Annotated in this window: 18 protein-coding genes; 6 read left to right on the top strand and 12 right to left on the bottom strand. The window is 42.9% G+C overall.

Annotated features, from left to right (window positions below; translation table 11 throughout):
- Window positions 1-2: 2 nt before the first annotated feature.
- The 5 genes from LIN78_RS12525 to LIN78_RS12505 all read right to left on the bottom strand — a co-directional run bounded on the left by LIN78_RS12525 (window position 3) and on the right by LIN78_RS12505 (window position 3,290).
- The gene (locus LIN78_RS12525) at window positions 3-446 is read right to left on the bottom strand and encodes a DUF3617 domain-containing protein (protein ID WP_227181180.1); all 444 of its coding nucleotides are present in this window, start codon (window positions 444-446) and stop codon (window positions 3-5) included.
- A gap of 4 nt (window positions 447-450) precedes the next feature.
- A complete protein-coding gene (locus LIN78_RS12520; RefSeq protein WP_227181179.1) occupies window positions 451-1,407 on the bottom strand; it encodes a beta-ketoacyl-ACP synthase III in 957 nt (318 codons plus the stop codon).
- A complete protein-coding gene (gene plsX / locus LIN78_RS12515; protein ID WP_227181178.1) occupies window positions 1,408-2,454 on the bottom strand; it encodes a phosphate acyltransferase PlsX in 1,047 nt (348 codons plus the stop codon).
- Window positions 2,455-2,587: 133 nt separating this feature from the next.
- Window positions 2,588-2,767, bottom strand: a complete 180-nt coding sequence (gene rpmF, locus LIN78_RS12510; protein ID WP_168876063.1) for a 50S ribosomal protein L32 — start codon at window positions 2,765-2,767, stop codon at window positions 2,588-2,590.
- A gap of 28 nt (window positions 2,768-2,795) precedes the next feature.
- Entirely contained in the window at window positions 2,796-3,290 is a 495-nt protein-coding gene (locus tag LIN78_RS12505) for a YceD family protein (protein ID WP_227181177.1), read from the bottom strand.
- 218 nt (window positions 3,291-3,508) lie between these two features.
- Here LIN78_RS12505 and LIN78_RS12500 point away from each other — a divergent pair, with 218 nt between their 5' ends.
- On the top strand, window positions 3,509-4,096 hold the full coding sequence (locus LIN78_RS12500) for a Maf family nucleotide pyrophosphatase (protein WP_227181176.1): 588 nt from the start codon (window positions 3,509-3,511) through the stop codon (window positions 4,094-4,096).
- Window positions 4,097-4,099: 3 nt separating this feature from the next.
- Complete coding sequence (locus LIN78_RS12495) at window positions 4,100-4,810, top strand: SAM-dependent methyltransferase (RefSeq protein WP_227181175.1); 711 nt, start codon at window positions 4,100-4,102, stop codon at window positions 4,808-4,810.
- Window positions 4,811-4,865: 55 nt separating this feature from the next.
- On the opposite strand, the gene LIN78_RS12490 is transcribed toward LIN78_RS12495, so the two are convergent.
- Window positions 4,866-5,264 (bottom strand): group II truncated hemoglobin, encoded by a 399-nt coding sequence (locus LIN78_RS12490; RefSeq protein WP_227181174.1) that lies wholly within the window; start codon window positions 5,262-5,264, stop codon window positions 4,866-4,868.
- A 70-nt stretch (window positions 5,265-5,334) separates the two neighbouring features.
- A complete protein-coding gene (locus LIN78_RS12485; RefSeq protein WP_227181173.1) occupies window positions 5,335-5,727 on the bottom strand; it encodes a SirB2 family protein in 393 nt (130 codons plus the stop codon).
- A gap of 221 nt (window positions 5,728-5,948) precedes the next feature.
- Between LIN78_RS12485 and LIN78_RS12480 the strand changes: the two genes are divergently transcribed.
- The 3 genes from LIN78_RS12480 to LIN78_RS12470 are packed head-to-tail and all read left to right on the top strand — an operon-like array spanning window position 5,949 to window position 11,000.
- Window positions 5,949-7,226: an HD-GYP domain-containing protein gene (locus tag LIN78_RS12480; protein ID WP_227181172.1), complete on the top strand. Its 1,278-nt coding sequence runs from the start codon at window positions 5,949-5,951 to the stop codon at window positions 7,224-7,226.
- A 2-nt stretch (window positions 7,227-7,228) separates the two neighbouring features.
- Window positions 7,229-9,643 (top strand): sensor domain-containing protein, encoded by a 2,415-nt coding sequence (locus tag LIN78_RS12475; RefSeq protein ID WP_227181171.1) that lies wholly within the window; start codon window positions 7,229-7,231, stop codon window positions 9,641-9,643.
- A gap of 55 nt (window positions 9,644-9,698) precedes the next feature.
- The gene (locus tag LIN78_RS12470) at window positions 9,699-11,000 is read left to right on the top strand and encodes a DUF3422 family protein (RefSeq protein WP_227181170.1); all 1,302 of its coding nucleotides are present in this window, start codon (window positions 9,699-9,701) and stop codon (window positions 10,998-11,000) included.
- A gap of 72 nt (window positions 11,001-11,072) precedes the next feature.
- Here the strand turns inward: LIN78_RS12470 and rarD are convergent, their stop codons facing one another.
- A complete protein-coding gene (gene rarD, locus LIN78_RS12465) occupies window positions 11,073-11,957 on the bottom strand; it encodes an EamA family transporter RarD (protein WP_227181169.1) in 885 nt (294 codons plus the stop codon).
- A 151-nt stretch (window positions 11,958-12,108) separates the two neighbouring features.
- On the opposite strand from rarD, the gene LIN78_RS12460 reads away from it, so the two are divergent.
- The gene (locus tag LIN78_RS12460; protein ID WP_227181168.1) at window positions 12,109-12,900 is read left to right on the top strand and encodes an MOSC domain-containing protein; all 792 of its coding nucleotides are present in this window, start codon (window positions 12,109-12,111) and stop codon (window positions 12,898-12,900) included.
- A gap of 10 nt (window positions 12,901-12,910) precedes the next feature.
- On the opposite strand, the gene LIN78_RS12455 is transcribed toward LIN78_RS12460, so the two are convergent.
- The 4 genes from LIN78_RS12455 to LIN78_RS12440 are packed head-to-tail and all read right to left on the bottom strand — an operon-like array spanning window position 12,911 to window position 20,541.
- Window positions 12,911-13,696 (bottom strand): YfaP family protein, encoded by a 786-nt coding sequence (locus tag LIN78_RS12455; RefSeq protein ID WP_227181167.1) that lies wholly within the window; start codon window positions 13,694-13,696, stop codon window positions 12,911-12,913.
- The gene (locus LIN78_RS12450; RefSeq protein ID WP_227181166.1) at window positions 13,686-15,314 is read right to left on the bottom strand and encodes a DUF2300 domain-containing protein; all 1,629 of its coding nucleotides are present in this window, start codon (window positions 15,312-15,314) and stop codon (window positions 13,686-13,688) included. The genes LIN78_RS12455 and LIN78_RS12450 overlap by 11 nt, the downstream gene beginning before the upstream one ends.
- A gap of 50 nt (window positions 15,315-15,364) precedes the next feature.
- On the bottom strand, window positions 15,365-19,984 hold the full coding sequence (locus tag LIN78_RS12445; RefSeq protein ID WP_227181165.1) for an alpha-2-macroglobulin family protein: 4,620 nt from the start codon (window positions 19,982-19,984) through the stop codon (window positions 15,365-15,367).
- Window positions 19,903-20,541 carry a DUF1175 family protein gene (locus tag LIN78_RS12440; RefSeq protein ID WP_227181164.1) on the bottom strand — a complete coding sequence of 213 codons (639 nt, stop codon included), beginning with the start codon at window positions 20,539-20,541 and terminating at the stop codon, window positions 19,903-19,905. Before LIN78_RS12440 ends, LIN78_RS12445 begins: the two co-directional genes overlap by 82 nt.
- Window positions 20,542-20,573: the final 32 nt, after the last annotated feature.

Here is a 20,573-nt window from a genome sequence, read left to right as displayed (position 1 = left end):
CTTTATTGTGCTGATGCAGCGCAGTTATCTGCCCATACACCTGAAAACTCTGACTTCAATTCACCCGGCGGCCATATTCCATCGCTTTTCATGGTGCCTTTACCATGAAAGCTAGTCGCAGAATCCAGCCAAACTTCTACATTCCCGGAAAGAGTGAGCTTTTCATCGCACTTAACCTGCCATGAAAGGTAATTACCCTTTCTTGTAAACTGGGTTGTTTCACACTGCTGTTTTTGATCACCCAAAAGACGATTTGGATCGGCGGCTAAATTGCTTACTAACGCCTCGTCAAAACAGCGGTCTTTTGTTTTTTCTTTTCTACCAATCAAAGGATGTGTAGAAATATTCTGAAGATGCCAACTACCCGCCTTTAAAACAATATCCTTGGCGCTCACCATCATTGGCGAGAGCAGTATCAAAGCGATCAGTCTTAGCGTTAGCTTCATGATGTTACCAACGTAGTAAGATAGCGCCCCATGCGAAGCCACCACCAATACCTTCGAGCATAATTAAATCGTTGCGTTTTAATTTACCAGAACGGGCGGCTTCATCAATGGCTAATGGAATAGATGCTGCGGATGTATTACCCTGCTTATCCACTGTTAAGACAACTTTATCCATTGGAAGACCAAGCTTTTTCGCCGTTGCCTCAATAATTCTGGCATTTGCTTGGTGTGGAATTAGCCAGTCCAATTGGGACTTATCCAAACCTTGTGAGCGTAATGCTTCTTCGCCAACTTCACCTAATGAACGAACGGCAAACTTAAACACGCCCTGCCCGTCCATTTTAATAAATGGTGAGCCAGTTACCTCTCCGCCACGCACCTGCCCTGGCACATTCAATAATGGCAAATAGTTACCATCAGCCTTCAGCACGGAAGATAAAATACCCGTTTCTTCTGAAGCCTCTAGAACAACCGCCCCAGCGCCATCACCAAATAGCACACAGGTAGTACGATCATTCCAGTCTACAATTCGTGAAAGGGTCTCTGCACCGACCACCAAGGCGCGCTTTGCAGCACCGGTTTTAATAAATTTTTCTGCCGTCGCTAGCGCATAAACAAAACCACTACACACTGCTTGTACATCAAATGCAGGACAAGCCATCGCGCCCAACTTTTGCTGCAAAATACAAGCTGTACTTGGGAAGATTAAATCTGGCGTTGTCGTTGCAACAATAATCAAGTCAATACTATCTGCAGCAACTCCAGCAGCTTCTAACGCTTTTTTAGATGCTTCTAATGCTAAATCACTCGTTAACTGGCCTTCGGCAGCAATGTGTCGTTGGCGAATGCCGGTACGCGTAAAAATCCATTCGTCTGTTGTCTCGACCATAGACTCAAGGTCGGCATTTGTCAGACACTTTTCAGGTAAATAACTACCAGTTCCGATGATTCTTGCAAACATTTAGATAGCCTCTTGAACAGAGTCACTTGCAGACTCTTGTTTTTGCTGAAACTCAGACATTTTTTCTGCAGTTTTTGGAATAACTCGATTTTCAACTTCAAGCAACGCTTGTTGTAGAGCAAAGCCAAAAGCAATCTCATCTGCAGATCCATGGCTTTTTACAACGGTCCCACGCAAACCTAACAAGCTTGCGCCATTGTAACGGCGATGATCCACACTCTTTTTAAAATCAGACAAAACTGGGTACGCTAATACCGCAATCATCTTCGTAAATAAATTTTTGGTAAATGCACCACGCAAAAAGGTATTGACCATACTAGCCAGACCTTCAGAGGTTTTTAGCGCAACATTACCAGTAAAGCCATCACAAACCACTACGTCTGTAGTGCCTTTGTAAATGTCATTACCTTCTACATAACCAAAGTAGTTTAACCCACTCGCTTTTAATAGCTCTGAGGCTTCTTTAATAACAGGAGTTCCCTTAATGTCTTCGGTTCCGACATTTAATAGACCGACAGTTGGGTTATCTTTATGCAATAAAGCCGACGCCAACATGGAGCCCATAACGGCAAACTGTAATAAGTGAGAGGCTTCAGAATCGATATTTGCACCAAGATCCAAGACCACACTATGGCCAATGATATTTGGCATGACTTTGGCAATGGCAGGACGTTCGATGCCTGGCAACATTTTTAGCACAAAGCGACCGGTAGCCATCAACGCCCCAGTATTTCCTGCGGAAACACATGCTTGTGCAGCGCCATCTTTAACTTGATTAATCGCGATTCGCATTGAAGACTGTTTTTTATTCTTCAGTGCAGATTGTGGCGATTCATCCATCCCAACCACTTCAGTAGCTGACAATATTGCTAATCTATCCCCGTATTTACGGGCCGAGTTGCCAAGTGTCTGCGCTATCGCCTCTGGTTGTCCGACCAGAATGATATGAATGGATGGATGTTGCTCAAGAAAAGCGAGCACAGCCGGAACGGTGACACGACAACCGTGATCGCCGCCCATGGCGTCTACGGCAATAGTGATTTTCATCGACTGGATTTGATTTAGCTGAGAGGTAATAAAAAACTGCGACAGCCTCTAGAAAATTTCATTATCTGAGACTACCGCAGTTTCGATATTTATCTACAAATTAGACCAAACAGGTCTTTTGCAGAAGGCAAAATTATTCGCCTTTGGTTTTCAGTACTTTACGGCCACGGTAGTAGCCGTTAGGGCTAACGTGGTGACGCAAATGAACTTCACCAGACACTGGCTCAACAGCCAATGGAGGTGTAGTTAGAAAATCGTGAGCACGGTGCATACCACGCTTAGATGGGGATTTTTTGTTCTGTTGAACGGCCATGATGACTCCTTGACTAAACCTTAGAAAATTATCTGTTTTTCAGTTCGGCCAACACCGCAAACGGGTTGGGTTTTTTATTGGTTTCTGTCGCTACAGCGGCAGCAGACGAATCCACACACTTTTCATGCCTTGGCGATGAAGGCAACGCAAGAAGAATTTCATCTTCCACGTATTCCAGTACGTTAAATGCGTCATCAATCATGATGGCATCTTCTTCATCTGTATCGAACACCTCTACTTGATCTGGGTATTTAACTACCACAAATGTCGTTGAAGCATCCACAGAAAAATCCATACTGTGCATACAACGCTGACAGATCAGTTCAACTGTGGTTTTCACCGTTAATTCCAATACTGGCAACCCCAGGCTGTTGCGCCCCCCGATTAAACGGAAATGCACATCTCCAGCAGGCCGCACCACTTCTTCGCTCAAACGCACGAAGGAAGACTGAGGCAATTTCACCTCTAAGACTTCACCACTTTCGGCGAAGCGCAAGTTATGGATAATGAACTGTTCTGACATAAACGCGAGATGATATAACGGTTAAGAGGATTTGTCAAAGAAAACCAAAGAGCCGAATCATATAATTCGGCAAGGTGATGGCATGCAAATGCTATCTGATAGATAATCTCATCAATGACAGTTTAATTCATTTCAACATTTGAAGTTGATTTTTATTTTTAGGATTAGTTAGATCAATCTTCAGCAGTGAATGACCCTTTTCTCTGAGTAACCTACACATGACTACGCTGGTTTTAGCCTCTACTTCGCCCTATCGCAAAGAATTACTTCAACGTTTGCAACTCCCTTTTGTTACGGCCTCCCCAGACATTGATGAAACACCGCTGGAAAATGAGACTGCAGCAGAAACGGCCAATCGTTTAGCCATTGAAAAAGCAAAAGCAGTTACGGATCAATTCCCCAATGCCTTGATTATTGGCTCTGATCAAGTCGCCCTTCTTAATGGTCAGCAACTAGGAAAGCCTGGAACACACGAAAGAGCCGTTGTGCAATTACGAGCCATGCGTGGGCAAACCATGATTTTTCATACAGCACTTGCTTTGCTAGATAGTAAAACAGGCAAGGTATGGGAAAAAGTCGTTCCTTATGAAATCAAGATGAGAGACTACTCTGACGAACTAATTGAAACTTATCTACAAATTGAGAAACCTTACAATTGTGCTGGCAGTGCAAAAACTGAAGGCTTAGGTACCATCCTGATTGAATGGATGAGGGGAGATGACCCTTCGGCGATTATCGGCTTACCATTGATCGCATTAACAAGCATGTTAAATGAAGCAGGTCTTCCGCCATTAGGGGTGAAGTAAGAAATGAAAGGAACCCTTTATTTAATTCCAGCGCCATTAGATGAAAATATGGCGCTAGTTGGCACCATTCCTGAAGCAACTCGCCAAGTCACACGCCGCTTACAGCATTTTGTGGTCGAGCATCCAAAGACCGCTAGAGCTTATTTGAAGCAATCAGGTACAGATGCACCACTTCAAAGCTTGTCTTTAGCTACATTAAATGAACATACCAGTAACCAAGAATTATTACCCCTTCTAAAGCCACTGGAAGATGGGCTAGATATTGGTCTTTTGTCTGAAGCCGGTTGCCCTGCCGTAGCAGACCCTGGTGCGCAGTTAGTTGCATTAGCCCATGAACGTAATATTCGTGTTGTTCCTCTGGTAGGACCTTCTTCCATTTTGATGGCGGTGATGGCATCGGGTTTAAATGGGCAGAAGTTTTCATTTCAAGGTTACCTACCTGCCTCGGCAGATGAACGTACTCAAACATTAAAGAAATTGGAAAGCCATTCTAGAACACAAAATGAAACCATTTTGTTCATCGAAACCCCATATCGGAATGAAGCCATGTTTGATACGCTATTGAGCACACTCAATAGCCAGACGAAACTATCTATTGCGGCGGATATTACTTGCGAATCAGAGTGGATCAAAACACTCTCGATTGCTGAATGGAAAAAAACAGAAAAACCATCACTAAAAAAACGCCCTGCTCTTTTTTCATTTCTGGCATAAAAAAACGGGGAGTTCATGAACTCCCCGTCTTTTTACTGCTAAGCATCAGCTTTCATCAAGCATCTTGGTTACGCATAAAATCTGCGGTCCTAAAGAAAGCTTGCTCTAATTGCGCCTTTAGCGCAGCCTCCATTGGCACTTCAGAGAGCGCCTTGATCATGCAAAACATCCATTGATCTCGCCCACTAGAATCAATAGGAAAAGGCATATGCCTTGCCCGCAGCATTGGGTGCCCAAATTTTTGCTGATATAGATCGGGGCCACCCAACCAACCGGATAAAAACATATAGAGCTTATCTGCAGAACCCTGTAGATCTTCTGGGTGCATTTTCCGAAGTTCCAGTACCTTTGGTTCTTCAGCCATAATTTGATAAAAGCGATCAACTAACTGGCGTAGTACAGCCTCACCACCTAGTAAATGATAAGGAGTTAATTTATTGACTTCTTCTGACATGATGTTGCACCTAGGAATTCACAAAAAGAGCCAACCATTGTTTGCAACAACGATCGGCATAAAATCTGGGTTACATATTTAACATACTTGGCGGGAAAGCTTTACTGATTGCTGTCAAAGCAATGGTAATAAAGACAGCAATTGCTAGCACCCACATAATTAATCTAATCTGTAATGTTTTGCCCCGCTTTAATGCGAATGTACCGAATAACACATACAAGACCACTAAAACAATCTTCGCAGAAAGCCATGCAGGCCAATTTTCATACCATTTGCCAACCACCACCAAACCGATGGCAGAGCCTAATAAAATAGTATCGATAACATGCGGCAGCACCTTTACCCACTTAGCTTCTAGTCGATCATCAGCATTTAACATCCAATGCCCTCGCTTTAGAAAGAAAGCACCAGATAACACTACCGCCAGCATATGAATGTGTTTTAGTACGATGTAAGTCTGCAAATCTATCTATCCTAGAGAAAATAAAAAATTCTTCTATACTAAAATTGTAACCAAGTAATGGTTTGCTTAGATATTTTGAAAAAATTTCGCATTACTTGCGAACAAGCTCTTGTATGTTTTTTGAAACTTGATACTGTATTGACTTAACGTTCAGTTAAGGTTGGAAGCAGCCTTTTACAAGCTGTTCAACATTAACACAGTAATATTTTACAGAATATCTCATGTCAGAGTCCGGATTAAACTACATCCCTGTCACTCGTTTAAGAGTGGGCATGTTCATCGAGCTTGAGCTTGATTGGATGTCTCATCCTTTTTCTTTGAATCGATTTAAGATCCGATCTCAAAGCCAAATTGATACCCTCACCGCCATCGGGGTAGAAAAAGTCCTTTTTGATCCAAGCAGAAGTGATGCCTCTCCTTTGGAAGTTGCAGAGCCGTCCGTTCAAACAGTGGCGGCAGAGGCAGAATTACTCAACATCGCAGATAAAGAAATCACCAAAAAGGTTAATCTGATTTCTAAAGAAGAAGCGGATGCCAAAGCGCTTGATTTACTAGAAAAAAAATACACTGAGTCTTGCCGTATATTTAAAGTTTTAAGCAAAGAAGCGCTCTCCAGCCCGACGAATGCAAAAGAAAAAGCAGAGCAACTTGGATCAATGTTGTTTGAACAGATTCAAGCCGAGCATATTGCGATTCGCTTACTGGCTGATAGAACAGGTGAAGAGTTTACGCTTCATAATATGAATGTTGCTGTTTTGAGCACCCTGCTTGCAAAACAAATGGGCTTAGCTGATGAACAGATTAAATTAGTTGCAACGGCAGCGCTACTGCATGACATTGGAAAACTCTCCCTCCCAGATCGATTGAGATTTCATAATATGCACCTCAGCTCTGCTGAGAAAAACCTTCTAAAAGAACACGTTTCTAAAGGGGTTGAAATGGGTAAGCAAATGGGGCTTAGCCATCATATTTTGTTAGCAATTGGACAACACCATGAATTAGCGGATGGTTCTGGCTATCCATTAGGAATTAATGTTCATCGGATGACTGGTGAAGCCAAAATTTTGGCTTTAATTAATCGATACGATAATTTGTGCAACACAGGTGTATTAACTGAATCGTTAACCCCTCATGAAGCGTTGCGCACTATCTTTGCAACATCAAGACATGAATTTGATGAAGGACTGCTCGCCGCATTTGTCAAACTCATGGGGATATACCCGCCTGGATCGATTGTTAGACTAACAGATGACCGTATGGCAATGGTAACTTCTGTCAATCCAAAACAACCTTTACGTCCAGTTGTTTTAGTCTATGATGAAAAAGCGCCAAGAGAACGGGCGCCGATGATTAATTTAGAAGATGCCCCTGAAACATCAATTAGACAAGCGATCAAACCAGGGACATTACCGAAAGCTATTTTTGATTATTTAGCACCGCGAAGACAGCTCGTTTACTTTATTCAAAAAATAGAGTCCGACGATCTATCCGAGGCTTAAGCATGCAAAATAACGCCCCCGTTATTTCTATTAATAAACTCTTCGATCCTGTACTGATCATTGACGCAGTAAATGGCCAAATTATTTCTGCCAACTCTGCTGCTTTTGAGTTTTTTGGTATTCATAAAGGGCTGTTACCACTAACGCTTTCTACCTACTTTCCATCTATCGAAGATCAGGTATTTTGGTCTGCCAAATCTGAAATAATAAAATCGACAGACTTTCCATTAATTGACTCTGAAACCATGGTTTTGGATAAAAATGGAGAAAACTGCCTCGTTAGGCGCTGTGTATGGTGGTTAGATGAAAACCGATATCAAGTATTGATTCGAATCCAATCCTCTAGCAACCACTCTCTTCAGCATATTCAATTGCAAAAAGCAGAAATGTCATCTGCATTTGATTCTTCCATCCACTTAACCGCCATTTTAGATCTGCACGGTAATTTGCTTCATTCGAATTTGGCTTTCAATAGTTGGTTAGGTCAAGATGTTAGCGCTCAATCTGCGACTCAACTATCAGGGCTAATTAACACAAAAGTGATCGATCCAGCGTTGTACGAGCTAGATCAGTGGATTTTAGCAGCACGCTTACACCCTCAGCAGATTGAATTAAAACTAAAAGATGGAAGTACGTTTAAGCAAACGCTAGCGCCAAGATTTAATAATAATCGTGCGATTGGTTATTTATTAACATTAGAAGATATTACACTACACGTTGAACAAGATGCCTATCAACGACTGGCATGGTCTGCTTTAGAGGCAACAGATGAAGGTGTAGTGATTCTAGATGAGGCATTCGCCAGTATTGCCTACAATCCAATTGCTAATGCCCTAAATAATCAATCACATGATTTTGAGGCAGATTCACTAGAAACTTTATTTGCCTACGCTCAAGCCACTCAGCAACTACTGATCAAACAAACCATTGCAAAAAAAGGTCTATGGCATCAAACCATTAGACAAAGAACACGCTCAGGTAATATCCAATCGTTTAAAGTAAGGATTTTGCCAGTTAGCCACCCCAATAGTGCAGCCCATTATGTCTTGTTCTTCAAAGATCTTAATGCGGTCAGTGCTTCGGAAATGGTTACCCAAGACAGAAATAGGCATTTAGACCCCCTTACGTTGCTCTCGGATCGTGCTGGATTTATGCAGACGCTGAGCGAGTTAACACGCCAAGCAGATAACACAACCAAATTTGCGGTTGTGTATTTAGATTTAGATTTCTTTAAGCATGTAAATGAAAGCTTTGGTTTATCAATTGGTGATAAAGCCATACAAGAAGTTTCTGCCAGATTAAGCCAATGTATCCGGCCGGGCGATATTGTTGCCAGACAAAGTGGAGATGAGTTCATCTTACTACTGCAGCACGTGGACGAACTTCAGGCCAGTAAAGTGGTCTCTCGTCTGCAGGACCATCTTTTCCAGCCTTATACCATCGAAAAAGAAACATTTAGCTTAACTGCTAGCTTAGGTATTTCACTTTATCCAGACAATGGTAAACACGCTGCTGAATTAATTCGAAATGCTGAAAGAGCAATGCATTTTGTAAAAAACAGAGGACGTGCGGGTGTACGCTTCTACCAGCATCAAATGAGCCAAAGTTTATTAAGCCGCATGAAGTTGGATCACTCGATGCGGGCCGCGTTAAAAGCGGAAGAGTTCTTTTTGGTTTATCAACCACAAATCACCCTTGGTACCAATGATCACTTGAGCGTCGAAGCGCTCATCCGATGGCAGTCTCCGGATCAGGGATTAGTCTCTCCTGCCAGTTTTATTCCACTAGCGGAAGAGACTGGTTTTATTGTTCAGATTGGCAGATGGGTCTTAGACGAGACGTGCAAGCAACTCGCCAAATGGCGCAATGCTGGTTACCAGATAATGGCATCCGTTAATGTATCTGCAGTCCAATTTCAACAGTCCGGATTTGTAGATGAAGTAGCAGAGGCACTGATTACGCATCAGTTACCAGCCCATGCATTGGAATTAGAGTTAACCGAATCTTCTCTGATTAAAGATGTGGATGAGGCCATCAAGCGTTTGCGTGCCTTAGCCGATTTGGGCATTCGATTAGCGATTGATGATTTTGGAACTGGCTATTCTAATTTAGCGTATTTAAAGCAGTTTCCAATTAACACATTGAAAATTGATCGTTCTTTCATTAAAAATGTGCCCGGCCAACCGGTAGATGAAGGGTTGGTTAGTGCGATGATCAACATGGCCAATGCATTAGATCTAAACATTATTGCTGAAGGCGTTGAAACCGAACAGCAGCAGCAATTCTTGCAAAATGCCGGATGTGAAACTTACCAAGGTTTCTTGTATTATCCGCCACAATCTGCTGATGCTATTTCTGAAATATTGCTAAATACCCAAACGCCCTCTAAACCACTCCGTTGCACAAACCGCTCTTGACCAATCATAAGAAGCGGTTAAACTGACATGCTTGATTATTCCGATGTCAGTAAATATGAATAGCCCCCAATCATTGAATGAACATCCACTAAGACAAACGTTAAATGACGAAGCACATGCGCGGCCCTATTTTATTGCCCCGCTTCGCTCTCAGGTAACAGCGCTTGTACTTACGGCAGAAGACCTCGCAAAACATAGAGCCTCCATTACGAAGCTCTGCGAAGAATGGTCATGTCCCATCCCCCCTTCTTCAGCTGGTCAACATACCATTCAATCGAATGGATTAACGATTCGTTGGGATGTTCATACAGAGTTTGTGCGCTACACATTTATTCGCAACTGGCAAAAAACGGAAGGTATATTTACAGAGAGTCCGCTGTCTGCCGTTCCTCAAGATTGGTTAACCAATCTACCAGGGCAGGTTCTCGTCGCAATTCATACTGCCGTATTACCCAAACCAACTCCCCCGCTAGATTTAGCGCAAATTGCGAATAACTATTTTGATGGCAATGACTTAATCGGATCTGAAGTTGGAGATGGTAAAGGCGTTGCTTTAACGGATCTAAGATTGCATCCAGACCCCCATTTAGCATCTGGCGCTTCTCGTATTTTACTATTAGATGGTCAAATGGGTCAGCGACAAAGCGGACGCATGTTACAACGTCTACTTGAAGTCGAAACATATCGAATTCTTGCCCTACTCTCTTTACCCCAAACCAAGCAATTGCTCCCCCAACTTGCCAAAATGGAAAAAGAGCTCAGCGAATTAACCACGGCGATCAGAACTGAGTCTGCAGAAGATAAAATGCTACTCAATAACATTACCCAACTTGCAGGTGGATTAGAAAACAGCATTGCAACCAGTAGTTATCGATTTGGCGCAACACGCGCTTACTATGCATTGATTGAACGACGGATTGATGAGTTAAGAGAATCTCGCCTTCAAGGTTTGCAGCCGTTTAGAGAGTTTGTGGAACGACGATTAGCGCCTGCGATTCATACCACCAATGCAGTAAGCACGCGTCAAGAACAGTTATCCCTTCGCCTTCAGCGAACAACGGCCTTATTAAGAACCCGAGTCGATATTGCCAGTGAAGCACAACGCCACGGATTGCTCGACTCAATGAACCGGAGAGCCGCTTTACAATTAAGACTACAAGAAACGGTCGAAGGATTATCTGTTGCTGTTTTAACCTACTATATAGTCGGTTTAGTTGGTTACGCGTCCAAGGCACTTCACGCAGTTGGTTTAGAAGTTAATTATGAAATGACAACCGGGTTTAGTATTCCGATTGTCGCTGGTTTGGTAGCTTATGGCATGCATCGCTTTAAGAAAAAGCTTGCTGCACACCACTAAGCGGCTTATTGCTAGCTTCATCTATCAATAAAAACAAAGCCCATCAATGCATTGATGGGCTTTGTTTTTTAGTCAAGCAAACTGAGCGCGGGCCTGTCGATACACACCTTCAAGTGTATAGATTGCTAACGCAGTCCAAATTGCAATAAACCCCATAAAACGAACATGATCAAACGGCTCATGGTAGAGCCACACACCTAAGCCAAACTGTATGGATGGAGATAAATATTGAAGTATCCCCATGGTGCTCAATGGTAATCTTCTGGCCCCAATCGCAAATAATAGCAAGGGAACCGCCGTAACAATCCCTGCACCAGCCAACATCCAAGACTGATAGGCAGGAATATGACCAAAACTAGCTTTACCTAACCATTCGAGCGATAACAAGAAAATCAGTGCAGGGCCCGCTAACAGCAAGGTTTCAACCGAAAGACCTTCAAGAGAGTTTAACTTCGCAGTCTTGCGGATCAAACCATAAAAACCAAAAGAAAGCGCAAGAATTAAAGCAACCCATGGTAGTTTTCCAAGGTGAAAGGTCATCCAAACCACACCAAGCGTAGCGATTAACACAGCGATTTTTTGGAGCGGTCTTAGTCTCTCCTTTAGAAAAACAGCCCCCAACAAGATATTGACCAATGGATTCATAAAGTAGCCAAGGCTACATTCCAGAATCATGCCTTCATTTACAGCCCAGATGTAAAGCCCCCAATTGGTAGCTAGTAATAACGAAGAAAGGAGAAATGTCTTAGCGATGCCCGGTGCTTTCAATAAGGAAAAAGTACGTTTAACGTCTTTCATCCAAAAAAGAACCACGGCAACAAATACTAAGGACCACACCATACGGTGCCCTAGAATTTCTATGGCAGGCACATGAGACAAGGGCTTCCAATACAAAGGAAACAAACCCCAAAAGAAATATGCAAAAAATCCCGCTAACAAACCTTGCCTGGAAGACATAAATACCAACGTAAAATACTGTGAAGACGCACTTAGCGTAGACAATTTTTCTGTTTGTGTACCGGTACACTTTCAGAAACGATTAACAGACACTTAGTGAAGACACTCAATTCAGGTACACTAATTATTCATCAATCACAGAGGCGTTGGCATGCAAGTAAAAGCACTTTATTCTTACCCTCTTAAATCTGCAGCAGGTATATCTTACCAAGAGGTATCTGTTAACCCGATGGGACTTCCGAACGATCGACATTGGATGATTGCCAACCCTGAGGGAAAATTTCTCACTGGACGGCAATTCCCTGAAATGGTGCTTATCCAAGTAACGATAGCTAGTGGCGGCCTACATTTATCTGCCCCGAATATGTCAGATCTAATTGTTTCCCTTGAACAATTAACAACAACGAGTGCAGCCCATGTATGGGGACAGGACTTCACGGCAAGAAGTGGTTGTGCAAAAGCCAATGAATGGTTAAGTCATTTTCTCAATACCCCTGCGCAGCTCATGTACATTGGAGAGCTCACAACAAGATTTCGAGATGGGTCAACGCCGCTCTCATTTGCCGATGGCTACCCAATCTTATTAGCTGGACAAAGTTCTTTAGATGAACTCAATCAGAAGCTTGAATCTCCTGTTGATATGCGTCAGTTTCGCCCAAATATTGTGATTGATGGCGCACCCGCTTTTGAAGAAGACTTTTGGACTCTCATACAAATAGGGGAAGTAGAACTTGCGGTCAAGAAATACTGTGAGCGCTGTGTTTTTACGACAGTGAATCCTGATACTGGTGAGAAATCACCAGATAATGAACCTTTAACGACATTATCTGGTTTTAGAAATATTCCAGAAAAAGGCATCTGCTTTGGCCAAAATCTTGAAGTGGTAAAATCAGGCACCATCAGAGTAGGTGATGAAGTAACCATTCTAGATTGGGCATTTTAATATCCCGTAATTATGGGTATACAAACGATTTTACCAACGTCAATTCGCCAGGTTTACGCATTGGCACAATGAAGGTTTGCTGTTTTTCATTTAGCGTATTTTCGTTGGTAATAATCGATACTTTTGCGACTGTAATTACATCCCTACGTTCACCACTGCCGTAGTAGTTCACATATACCAAGTAAGTACCTTTTACGGGAGATGGGCTAGAAAAAATTTCCGGCCCATAACCTGTGGTGACATCTACATCTAATGCGCCGCCATTATCTAATACCCGACCACCATACCAAGCATGCTGGCCATCTGGAGAAATAACATGCAAGTCTAGGTCAGTCTGGTCAGTATCCCAAGATAGAACCACTCTCAATCTAGGTTTGGATTTATCCGTATATGCTTCATAAAACTGTGTGCGTTTCACAGACTGTCCTGAAGAAGACTTTAACTCTACGTTATTTGAGCCCGACACAAATGCATATGGTCGTTGAAAACTACCATCTGACTCAACACGTTGTGGCATTGCCACACCATTAACGACTAAGGTATATGGTTTCTGATTCTTTACCTTAGGCAACCCTTTGATTTGGCCTGCAATCAACGCAGAGCTAGCTTGCCCTGATTGCACATTGACACTAGAAGCAGGATATTGAATACGCTGTTCATATTCTTCTTGTTGCCCTGCAGAATTTCGCCAACCGTTGTTCGGCGCTTTTAATGTCACCTCACCCAAGGCCCAACTAATCAGTGGTTGCATAGCAGCGATAACGACCGTCATCATCAACAAGTGTTTAGTTTTCATTTAGATTCAATCTTTGTAATTGACGCGCTTTCGACTCTATAAATACTTCATCAATCCCGCGAGGATGATTTGCAAAGGCAATATGCAAATATTCATGAGTTAAGGTAATACGGTCTTCTTCAGAGAAGAACGACTTCATATATATTCTCCCCTCCCCGCTTTCAGAGTTTGGATTGCCGACCAAGCTTTTACAGATTTGCGGTAAGTGTCTAGGGGGCTCATACCCTACTTCACTCATTAAATACCGTCTCCATTTTGGAATCTGCATAGATAACCAATGCTCCGCATTCGGTATTGACTCACATTTAGAATCAACCGTAGACCGGTAAGATTGCAATTGTGCTTTTGGCCAAGTTTTGCTTAATATTGTCTTAAAGGATGTCGTTTTAGCTAAGGTCTTTGCAGTTTGCCAAGACAAAATGCCGGGACTATCTAGCCGTTGATGAAAGCGCACTGGTTCACCAACCAAAATGAGTTCATCCGTCCAATTTGCCAACTTTAATGCCGCAGTACTCGCATTATTTACCGAGACACGCTGATATCTAGAGCTATCTTTAATCCAATAACAGCCTTGGCGTTTCTCTGCATTTTGGATTAAATAACTTCTAACAATGACTGCAAAGGCTTTTGCTGCCTCTACGTCATTTGGATTTGCCTCTCTATCTAGCACGCGTGCCACATATTCATTGACACCCATACGCCCTGTTATTTGTAGACTAGGCTTAGTATTTAAACGCAACGCCCCATTACCACGAAACGTTAAGCTATTTCCATTCTGAAACTGGATCAACAGATCCCCATTTAGCGCAGCGCGGTTTACCGGCACCTTCATAGGTAAAGATAAAACCTTACGGATGGGATAGTCGCTAAAGTAATCGACTAAGACGCAGTCTCTATCATCGGGTATTTTTTGATTGATCAGTAGGGGCTGAACAACCGTCGATAATTTATCTAACGCGTCATTACTTGTGCCTTTCGCTGACAACCACACGACCGAACCATCCGCTAACCAACCAAGTCCGCCACCTACTCTCTGTTTTGCATCTAGCGGATTTGGCATCGTCCATGTTTTTAACCGAAGTTGACTTCCAAAATTTTGCAACATTGACGGAGCTGTTCCTGTTGTTGCAACAGACATTAAATTACTAGCTATCGTCCTTTTGCTTGAACTCGGCAAACTATCTAGCGCCTGCATTAATTGCTTAACAGGTACTCGATAATTTTCAGTCAAATTCTCGATTCGCCAAATCCATTCGGGAGCCCCTAAACGAAACCAATATTGCTGCCAAGCTTTCGCAGAAATACCAAGGCGATTTGGCAAGAAATATAAGCCGCAAGATTTAATCAGCGCATTCTCTCGATCGATAGATTGCCCTTTCCCGCAACAATAAACCTCGTCCTTTATCTGTCCTTTACAATCATAATCCTCACTTGGTATTTGTTTATCCAGTAAATATGCATAAACAAACAGTTTCCATGTGCTTCCCAAGGGAGTGACTACATTTTCTTTCACATGCGGGATGGGGGCTTTTTTAAAGTCGTCCCACGCTAAAATTGAAAACTCGTCATGATTCAATCTTGCGAACACCCCTACAGGCTCGGCATAACTCAATGCCACCTGTAGAAATGTTCCAACTAAAGATACTAAAAGTAGTAATAACTTTTTTCTTACTGTACGAGCCAACTTTGCATTTTCCCTGACTGATCAAATGCTTTTCCCTCTGGTTGATACATACGGAAGTACCTAGCGGCGGGGGTAACAAATTTTCCTTTAAGAGAAAACCGAATTAGTTGGCGAGAAATAACCGTTTTATCTAAGGTCTCAATCGGCACTTGATACGATAGTTTCCCTTCTTCGAATTGCATTCGGTTAAACGAAGAGTCATCTGCATGCTCTCCCGTTAAACCTGCAATTTTCACTCCCCAAGTTGTCCCTTCTACCGATGCGCCGGCTGGTAATGGCACTTCTAACAGCCCAAAATGATACTTTCCACTCTTTGGTTGAAGCACCACTTCATCTACATAAAGCGCATCAGACGATAACGCCGTTCCTTCCGTTACCTCTTTCACTTTAAAAGAAAGGCTCTCTGACTCTGGCACCAGCTCATACAGTTTTCTAGAGACCTGAATAGGCAGTTTTGATTTTTCCACTTCATTGGTTTGATATCTAACTAACGCTTGAGATCCTGAACCAACAGTACCCTGCAGCGCGATTTGAGCAGGTACTTTTTCCCCTTGAAATACCCAGGTAATTTGGCCAGTCGGAGAAGTATTTAGTCTCCAACCAGTATCAGCGGGTTTGATCATCGCTGGCAGGGTTGCTACCAATTGATTCAGTGACTTTTGCAGCCAAATCAAGGCCAAGGAACGATCAATTGTTGGTAAATCCTTACTGACGCTACCTAATAAGGACTGTGCCGAGGTTGGATTTTTAGTTGCCATGGCAATAAAGCTTTGCAACAAAATCGAACGATCCGCACTGACAATTGGTAGTTGCTTTGCACTCAATTGGGTTAACTCAGGTGAGGCAGTCACACCAAGCTTCTGATGCAAATAATTACTGACTAACAATGTTAACGCATAGGCTTTTTGACTTTCTGTTTCATAGAAGAGAAAACCATTACCGCCAGGGGCCAATTTGGCATAGTTGCTCCAATTTAAGCTAACGATTGATTGGTCAACCCCTTGCAATAAGTTTTGAACTGGCAAGCCCATCTCATCAGCCCATAGCAATACCATCGCTCGCTGAACAAGAGGCGTATCCTTACCATGCTTTTTATACACCTCAAACAAATAACTCCAATTGTCAGCAGGTAGATTTAAACCAAGCGCTTTACTGGCGTACCAATCTGCGTAATAGGCATAGCCGGTTAAGAAGAGATTATCTTTAGATGCATATCCCCACCAACCAAACACGCCATCATTTCCGGCTAGTTGCACAAGTCTTAAGCGTTGCTGCTGCAATAAATTGGTTAATACATCGGTAGAACCAGGAACTGCAACACCAGTAGTTAATGATTGTTTTGCCATCGCCAATGGAATTAAGCGGCTAGAGGTTTGCTCAACACAACCATAAGGGTAGTCGATCAAATCATCTGCTATTCTCGCAATTTGCGCATTTGCACTCGACAAGAAGCTGAGTTGAACATTTTTAGCATCAACTGGTAGAGAGATAGGAAGACTATTTCCAGTTAATGGTAATACCACCTCTTTATCAGTCAGCCAGTTATTAGTGGTAACAGATAAACGCGTATTTAAGCTATCCACCACCGTTGAGCCTTGTAGAATTTGGGCATTCATGTCACCAGCCTGCAATTTTTCAACAGGCATTTCGATGAAGTTAGCACCTGGCTTTAAGGTTAACGCTTGCTTATAAGTCCCCATTGGTGCTTTAAATTGCAAGTTTGCGTTCGTTTGCTTGCTCGTCTGGTTAAAGACAATCCAAGAAAGCACCGGCTTATCATCTTGCCTAAAGCTATTTGTGCCAGACAGTTTTACAAAGATTGGCTTATCTGAAAGAATGTACTGCAACTGCTGGCCAACAACGCCATCATCACTCATGGCTCTAGCTGTCATTCGCCATCTGGTTAATGAATCCGGCATGACAAAAGAAAACTTCACATGACCAGATGCATCGGTACGCAATGCGGGCTGCCAACTTGCAGTATCCTTTTCATCCCTTCGCGGTCTTTCTAAAACTTTTACGCTCCGCTCATTGTAGTTTTGCGCGTTTTTCTGACGCTCTTGAAATGGCGCGGTGGCTAAGTCGTAATTAATAAATGACAAGCTGGAGGTAGTTCTAACGTTATTTCTTCGCGGATGATAGAAAAAGTCAAAAATATTAGGCGCGATTTCTGGCTGTAGCACATAAACCATTTCATCAACCGCACCGAACATGACATTTGAAGAAACAGGTTGCCCTTTAATAGTCGTTGCAATATCGACATTCACTATCTCACCTGGGCGATAAGTGGTTTTATCCGTCTTGATTGCAACGTCAATTGTAGGCTGGCTAACTTTTATACCCGCGTTCTGAAAAACTACTTCTCCGGATTGAACATAAAGCACAGAGAAAGTAATGTTTGGGGCAAACTGTGGATCTACTTTAATTAAGGCTTTCCACTGTTTTGCATTCAGTTTTTGCATCTTAATTAAATCACTACCAGCAAGTAAGGCATGATGCTCGACTTGGTCGCGCTCTAACGTTAACAGGGCATTATTCACCGCATTTGGAAACGTAATAAGTGCTTCTGCGGTTTGGCCTGGCTGGTAAGTTTCTTTATCAAAAACAATTTCAACGCTACCCGGCACGACTTGTAATTGATCACCCGCAACCCAGTGTGAGGTGGCGCCAAGCACATTGCCATCTTTATCTCGAATGGTGATGGTATAAGAACCTGCTTCCGCAAAACGAAGGGAAAAAGCACCTTTCGCAGGCATCGTAATTTTGCCGCTTTTAATTGTTCTAGATTCTAGTCTGAGCGCTTCCCATGTAGCTGGCGCGGCCCCCTTGCTAGTTAGCTCAGTCATGCTAAAAACAACTAGCTCGTTAGGGGAGGAAAAGTTCTTTGTTCCTACTAAACTATATTGACTAACTCCACGCTCTATTAGCAGCTCTTTCGTCATTTTTACGCGATAGGCGGCGTCATCTGATGCAAGCATTGTGAGAATATAGCGGCTTGGTTCTTTGGCTGCGGGAAGCGAAATTTTGATGTTTCCTTCGCTATCAGACACTAACTCTTGCTGTTCTAATTTGATTGGGAATTGACCGGAATAGCCTAAGTCGCCAGCCACCATTGTGCTAGCTTGTGCGCGAACATTTAGCGTTAGATGAGCGCCTAACACAGGCTTTCCATCTGGATAAGCTAAATGAATGTATCCATCAATTTGCTCACCGGTTTTATAGCTTGGTTTTGCCATTTGCAGATGCATATCAAAATGTGGCTTGATGTAATCTGCCACTCGGAACGCGGCACTGTAAATATCGTCCCCCATTGTCATGCGTAACTCATAGCCCCCCGCAGCAGCATTCACAGGCAATGTAAAGCTGGTATTGCCTCCCTGTTTTGCATCAAATTTCAAGTCTTTCACTGCAACAGGAGTGCCATTTGGGTCGTTCAATTCAATATGAATATTTGCAGAAACTGCTAATGTCGATTGGTTAGCAGAAATAAATTTTCTTGCCATTAGTTTTAAATTGACGGTATCTCCGGGACGGTACAATGGGCGATCAGTGACGGCATAGACTTTTGTATTATAAATTTCACTGTCGTAATAAAAGTTTTCTGAAACAAATACACCACCCGCAGCATCTTGCCCAAGCACGTACGTATGTTCAGGACTTGCCTTTTTCAGCTCAGCTACACCGTCTTTATCGGTAGTACTGCTAGCTAATACGCCAGCACCATCGGTCCAGACGACCGTACTATTTGGCATTGGTGCGCCTGTCTGGCGATTGGACGTCCAAACCAACATTTGCTGGCCAGCATTTTTAGTGACACCAATCGCGTCACTCACAAATAGAAGGGTATTAGCACGATATGCACCAATGTATGCCTCTACTACATAAAGACCAGGCTTTAACTTACCAAGCGGCACAAATACATTGCCAGAATTTGGACGAATAAACTCACTACTACTACCTTCTAGTGTTAACCCTTTGGGAGGAGCGATTTGCTTTGCTTGCCAAATTGGATAGCGAAAATGATTGGTTAATTCGAAACCTGGTAATACACGATATTGCGGATTATTTTCAAACTTTGTCGGATTGTTAATGTATTGGCCTGTTTTTAATTGAGGCAATGCTTCCATTGCTTTTGTACGAACATCTGTACTAAACACACGTTGCCAAGATCGGCGAGACTTTTTATACCACGTATCCCAAAGAAAATTTAAGGTATTTGGTAAGCCCTCACCCACATAATTACCCTGTAGTTGCAAACGGTGAAGGTTCTTTTGTGTCTTCAAAAAGTCTAGTGGCTTGGGTACTCGGTACAAAGCAATATCCACACCACCGTATTGCTCAAGGTAATCACGAAACCCTTCGCCAGGCGCTTCTACACGTACCTGGGCAATTTGCGAAGAGCCAAAACTGCTATCCGAAAGCAGGAAAAAAGGTTGTCCCTTAAAGGTTTCATAACCACTTGCAGGAACCGGGTCTAAAGCATACGCAGACTTCAGTAACACCAGATACGCTAAGAGCAGGGTTAGGCAGTAAGAAAAGACAGCCTGAAAATGCCTATAAAATTTGGGTTGCTGTTGAGAACTTGCCAGCGTGAATCTTTCCATGTACTTAGTTCCTGAATTGTCACTAGCCGAAGGCCGGTATCTGACTTGGTCGTCTTACCTGTGTGATAACCAATATGATTACCACCTAAATAAATCATTAAATGTTGATCATCGCCTTGATCGAAAAATAGCAAATCACCGGGTAATAGCTGAGCCAGGTTTTTACTAATAAATCGGCTATTTCCCTGAATAAGAGAAATAGCGGATACGTAGTTACTTTTTTTCCCTGACTCCGTCACCCATCCATCCATCAATGCCATTTGCTGTTTATCTAGCATCAATGGAGGTGGCAATTGTTTATCTTGCAATCCGTTTGCCCGAATCCACGCATAAGAGTGATTAGCAAAGCTTTCATGCACAGCGTATCGTACTAAGCCCGCACAATCGCGATGAACCCAACGAGGAGATGCACCACGACGAATCTGGTCATTGGCGATTAAAACCATCCACTGTCTGAAAATAACGGATTGCTGGTGGTTTAACCGAATACGGCCGACGTCATCGCCACCTAACCCCAGCGCTCCGCTTGGTAACGTAACCACCGCTAGGATACTCATGCAAAATTGCCGTCGATTCACAATTTAACCTG

It is taken from the genome of Leeia speluncae (assembly GCF_020564625.1).
GTDB lineage: Bacteria > Pseudomonadota > Gammaproteobacteria > Burkholderiales > Leeiaceae > Leeia > Leeia speluncae.
Note: the sequence above shows the minus strand (reverse complement) of the source record. Positions and strands in the feature narration are given on the sequence as shown.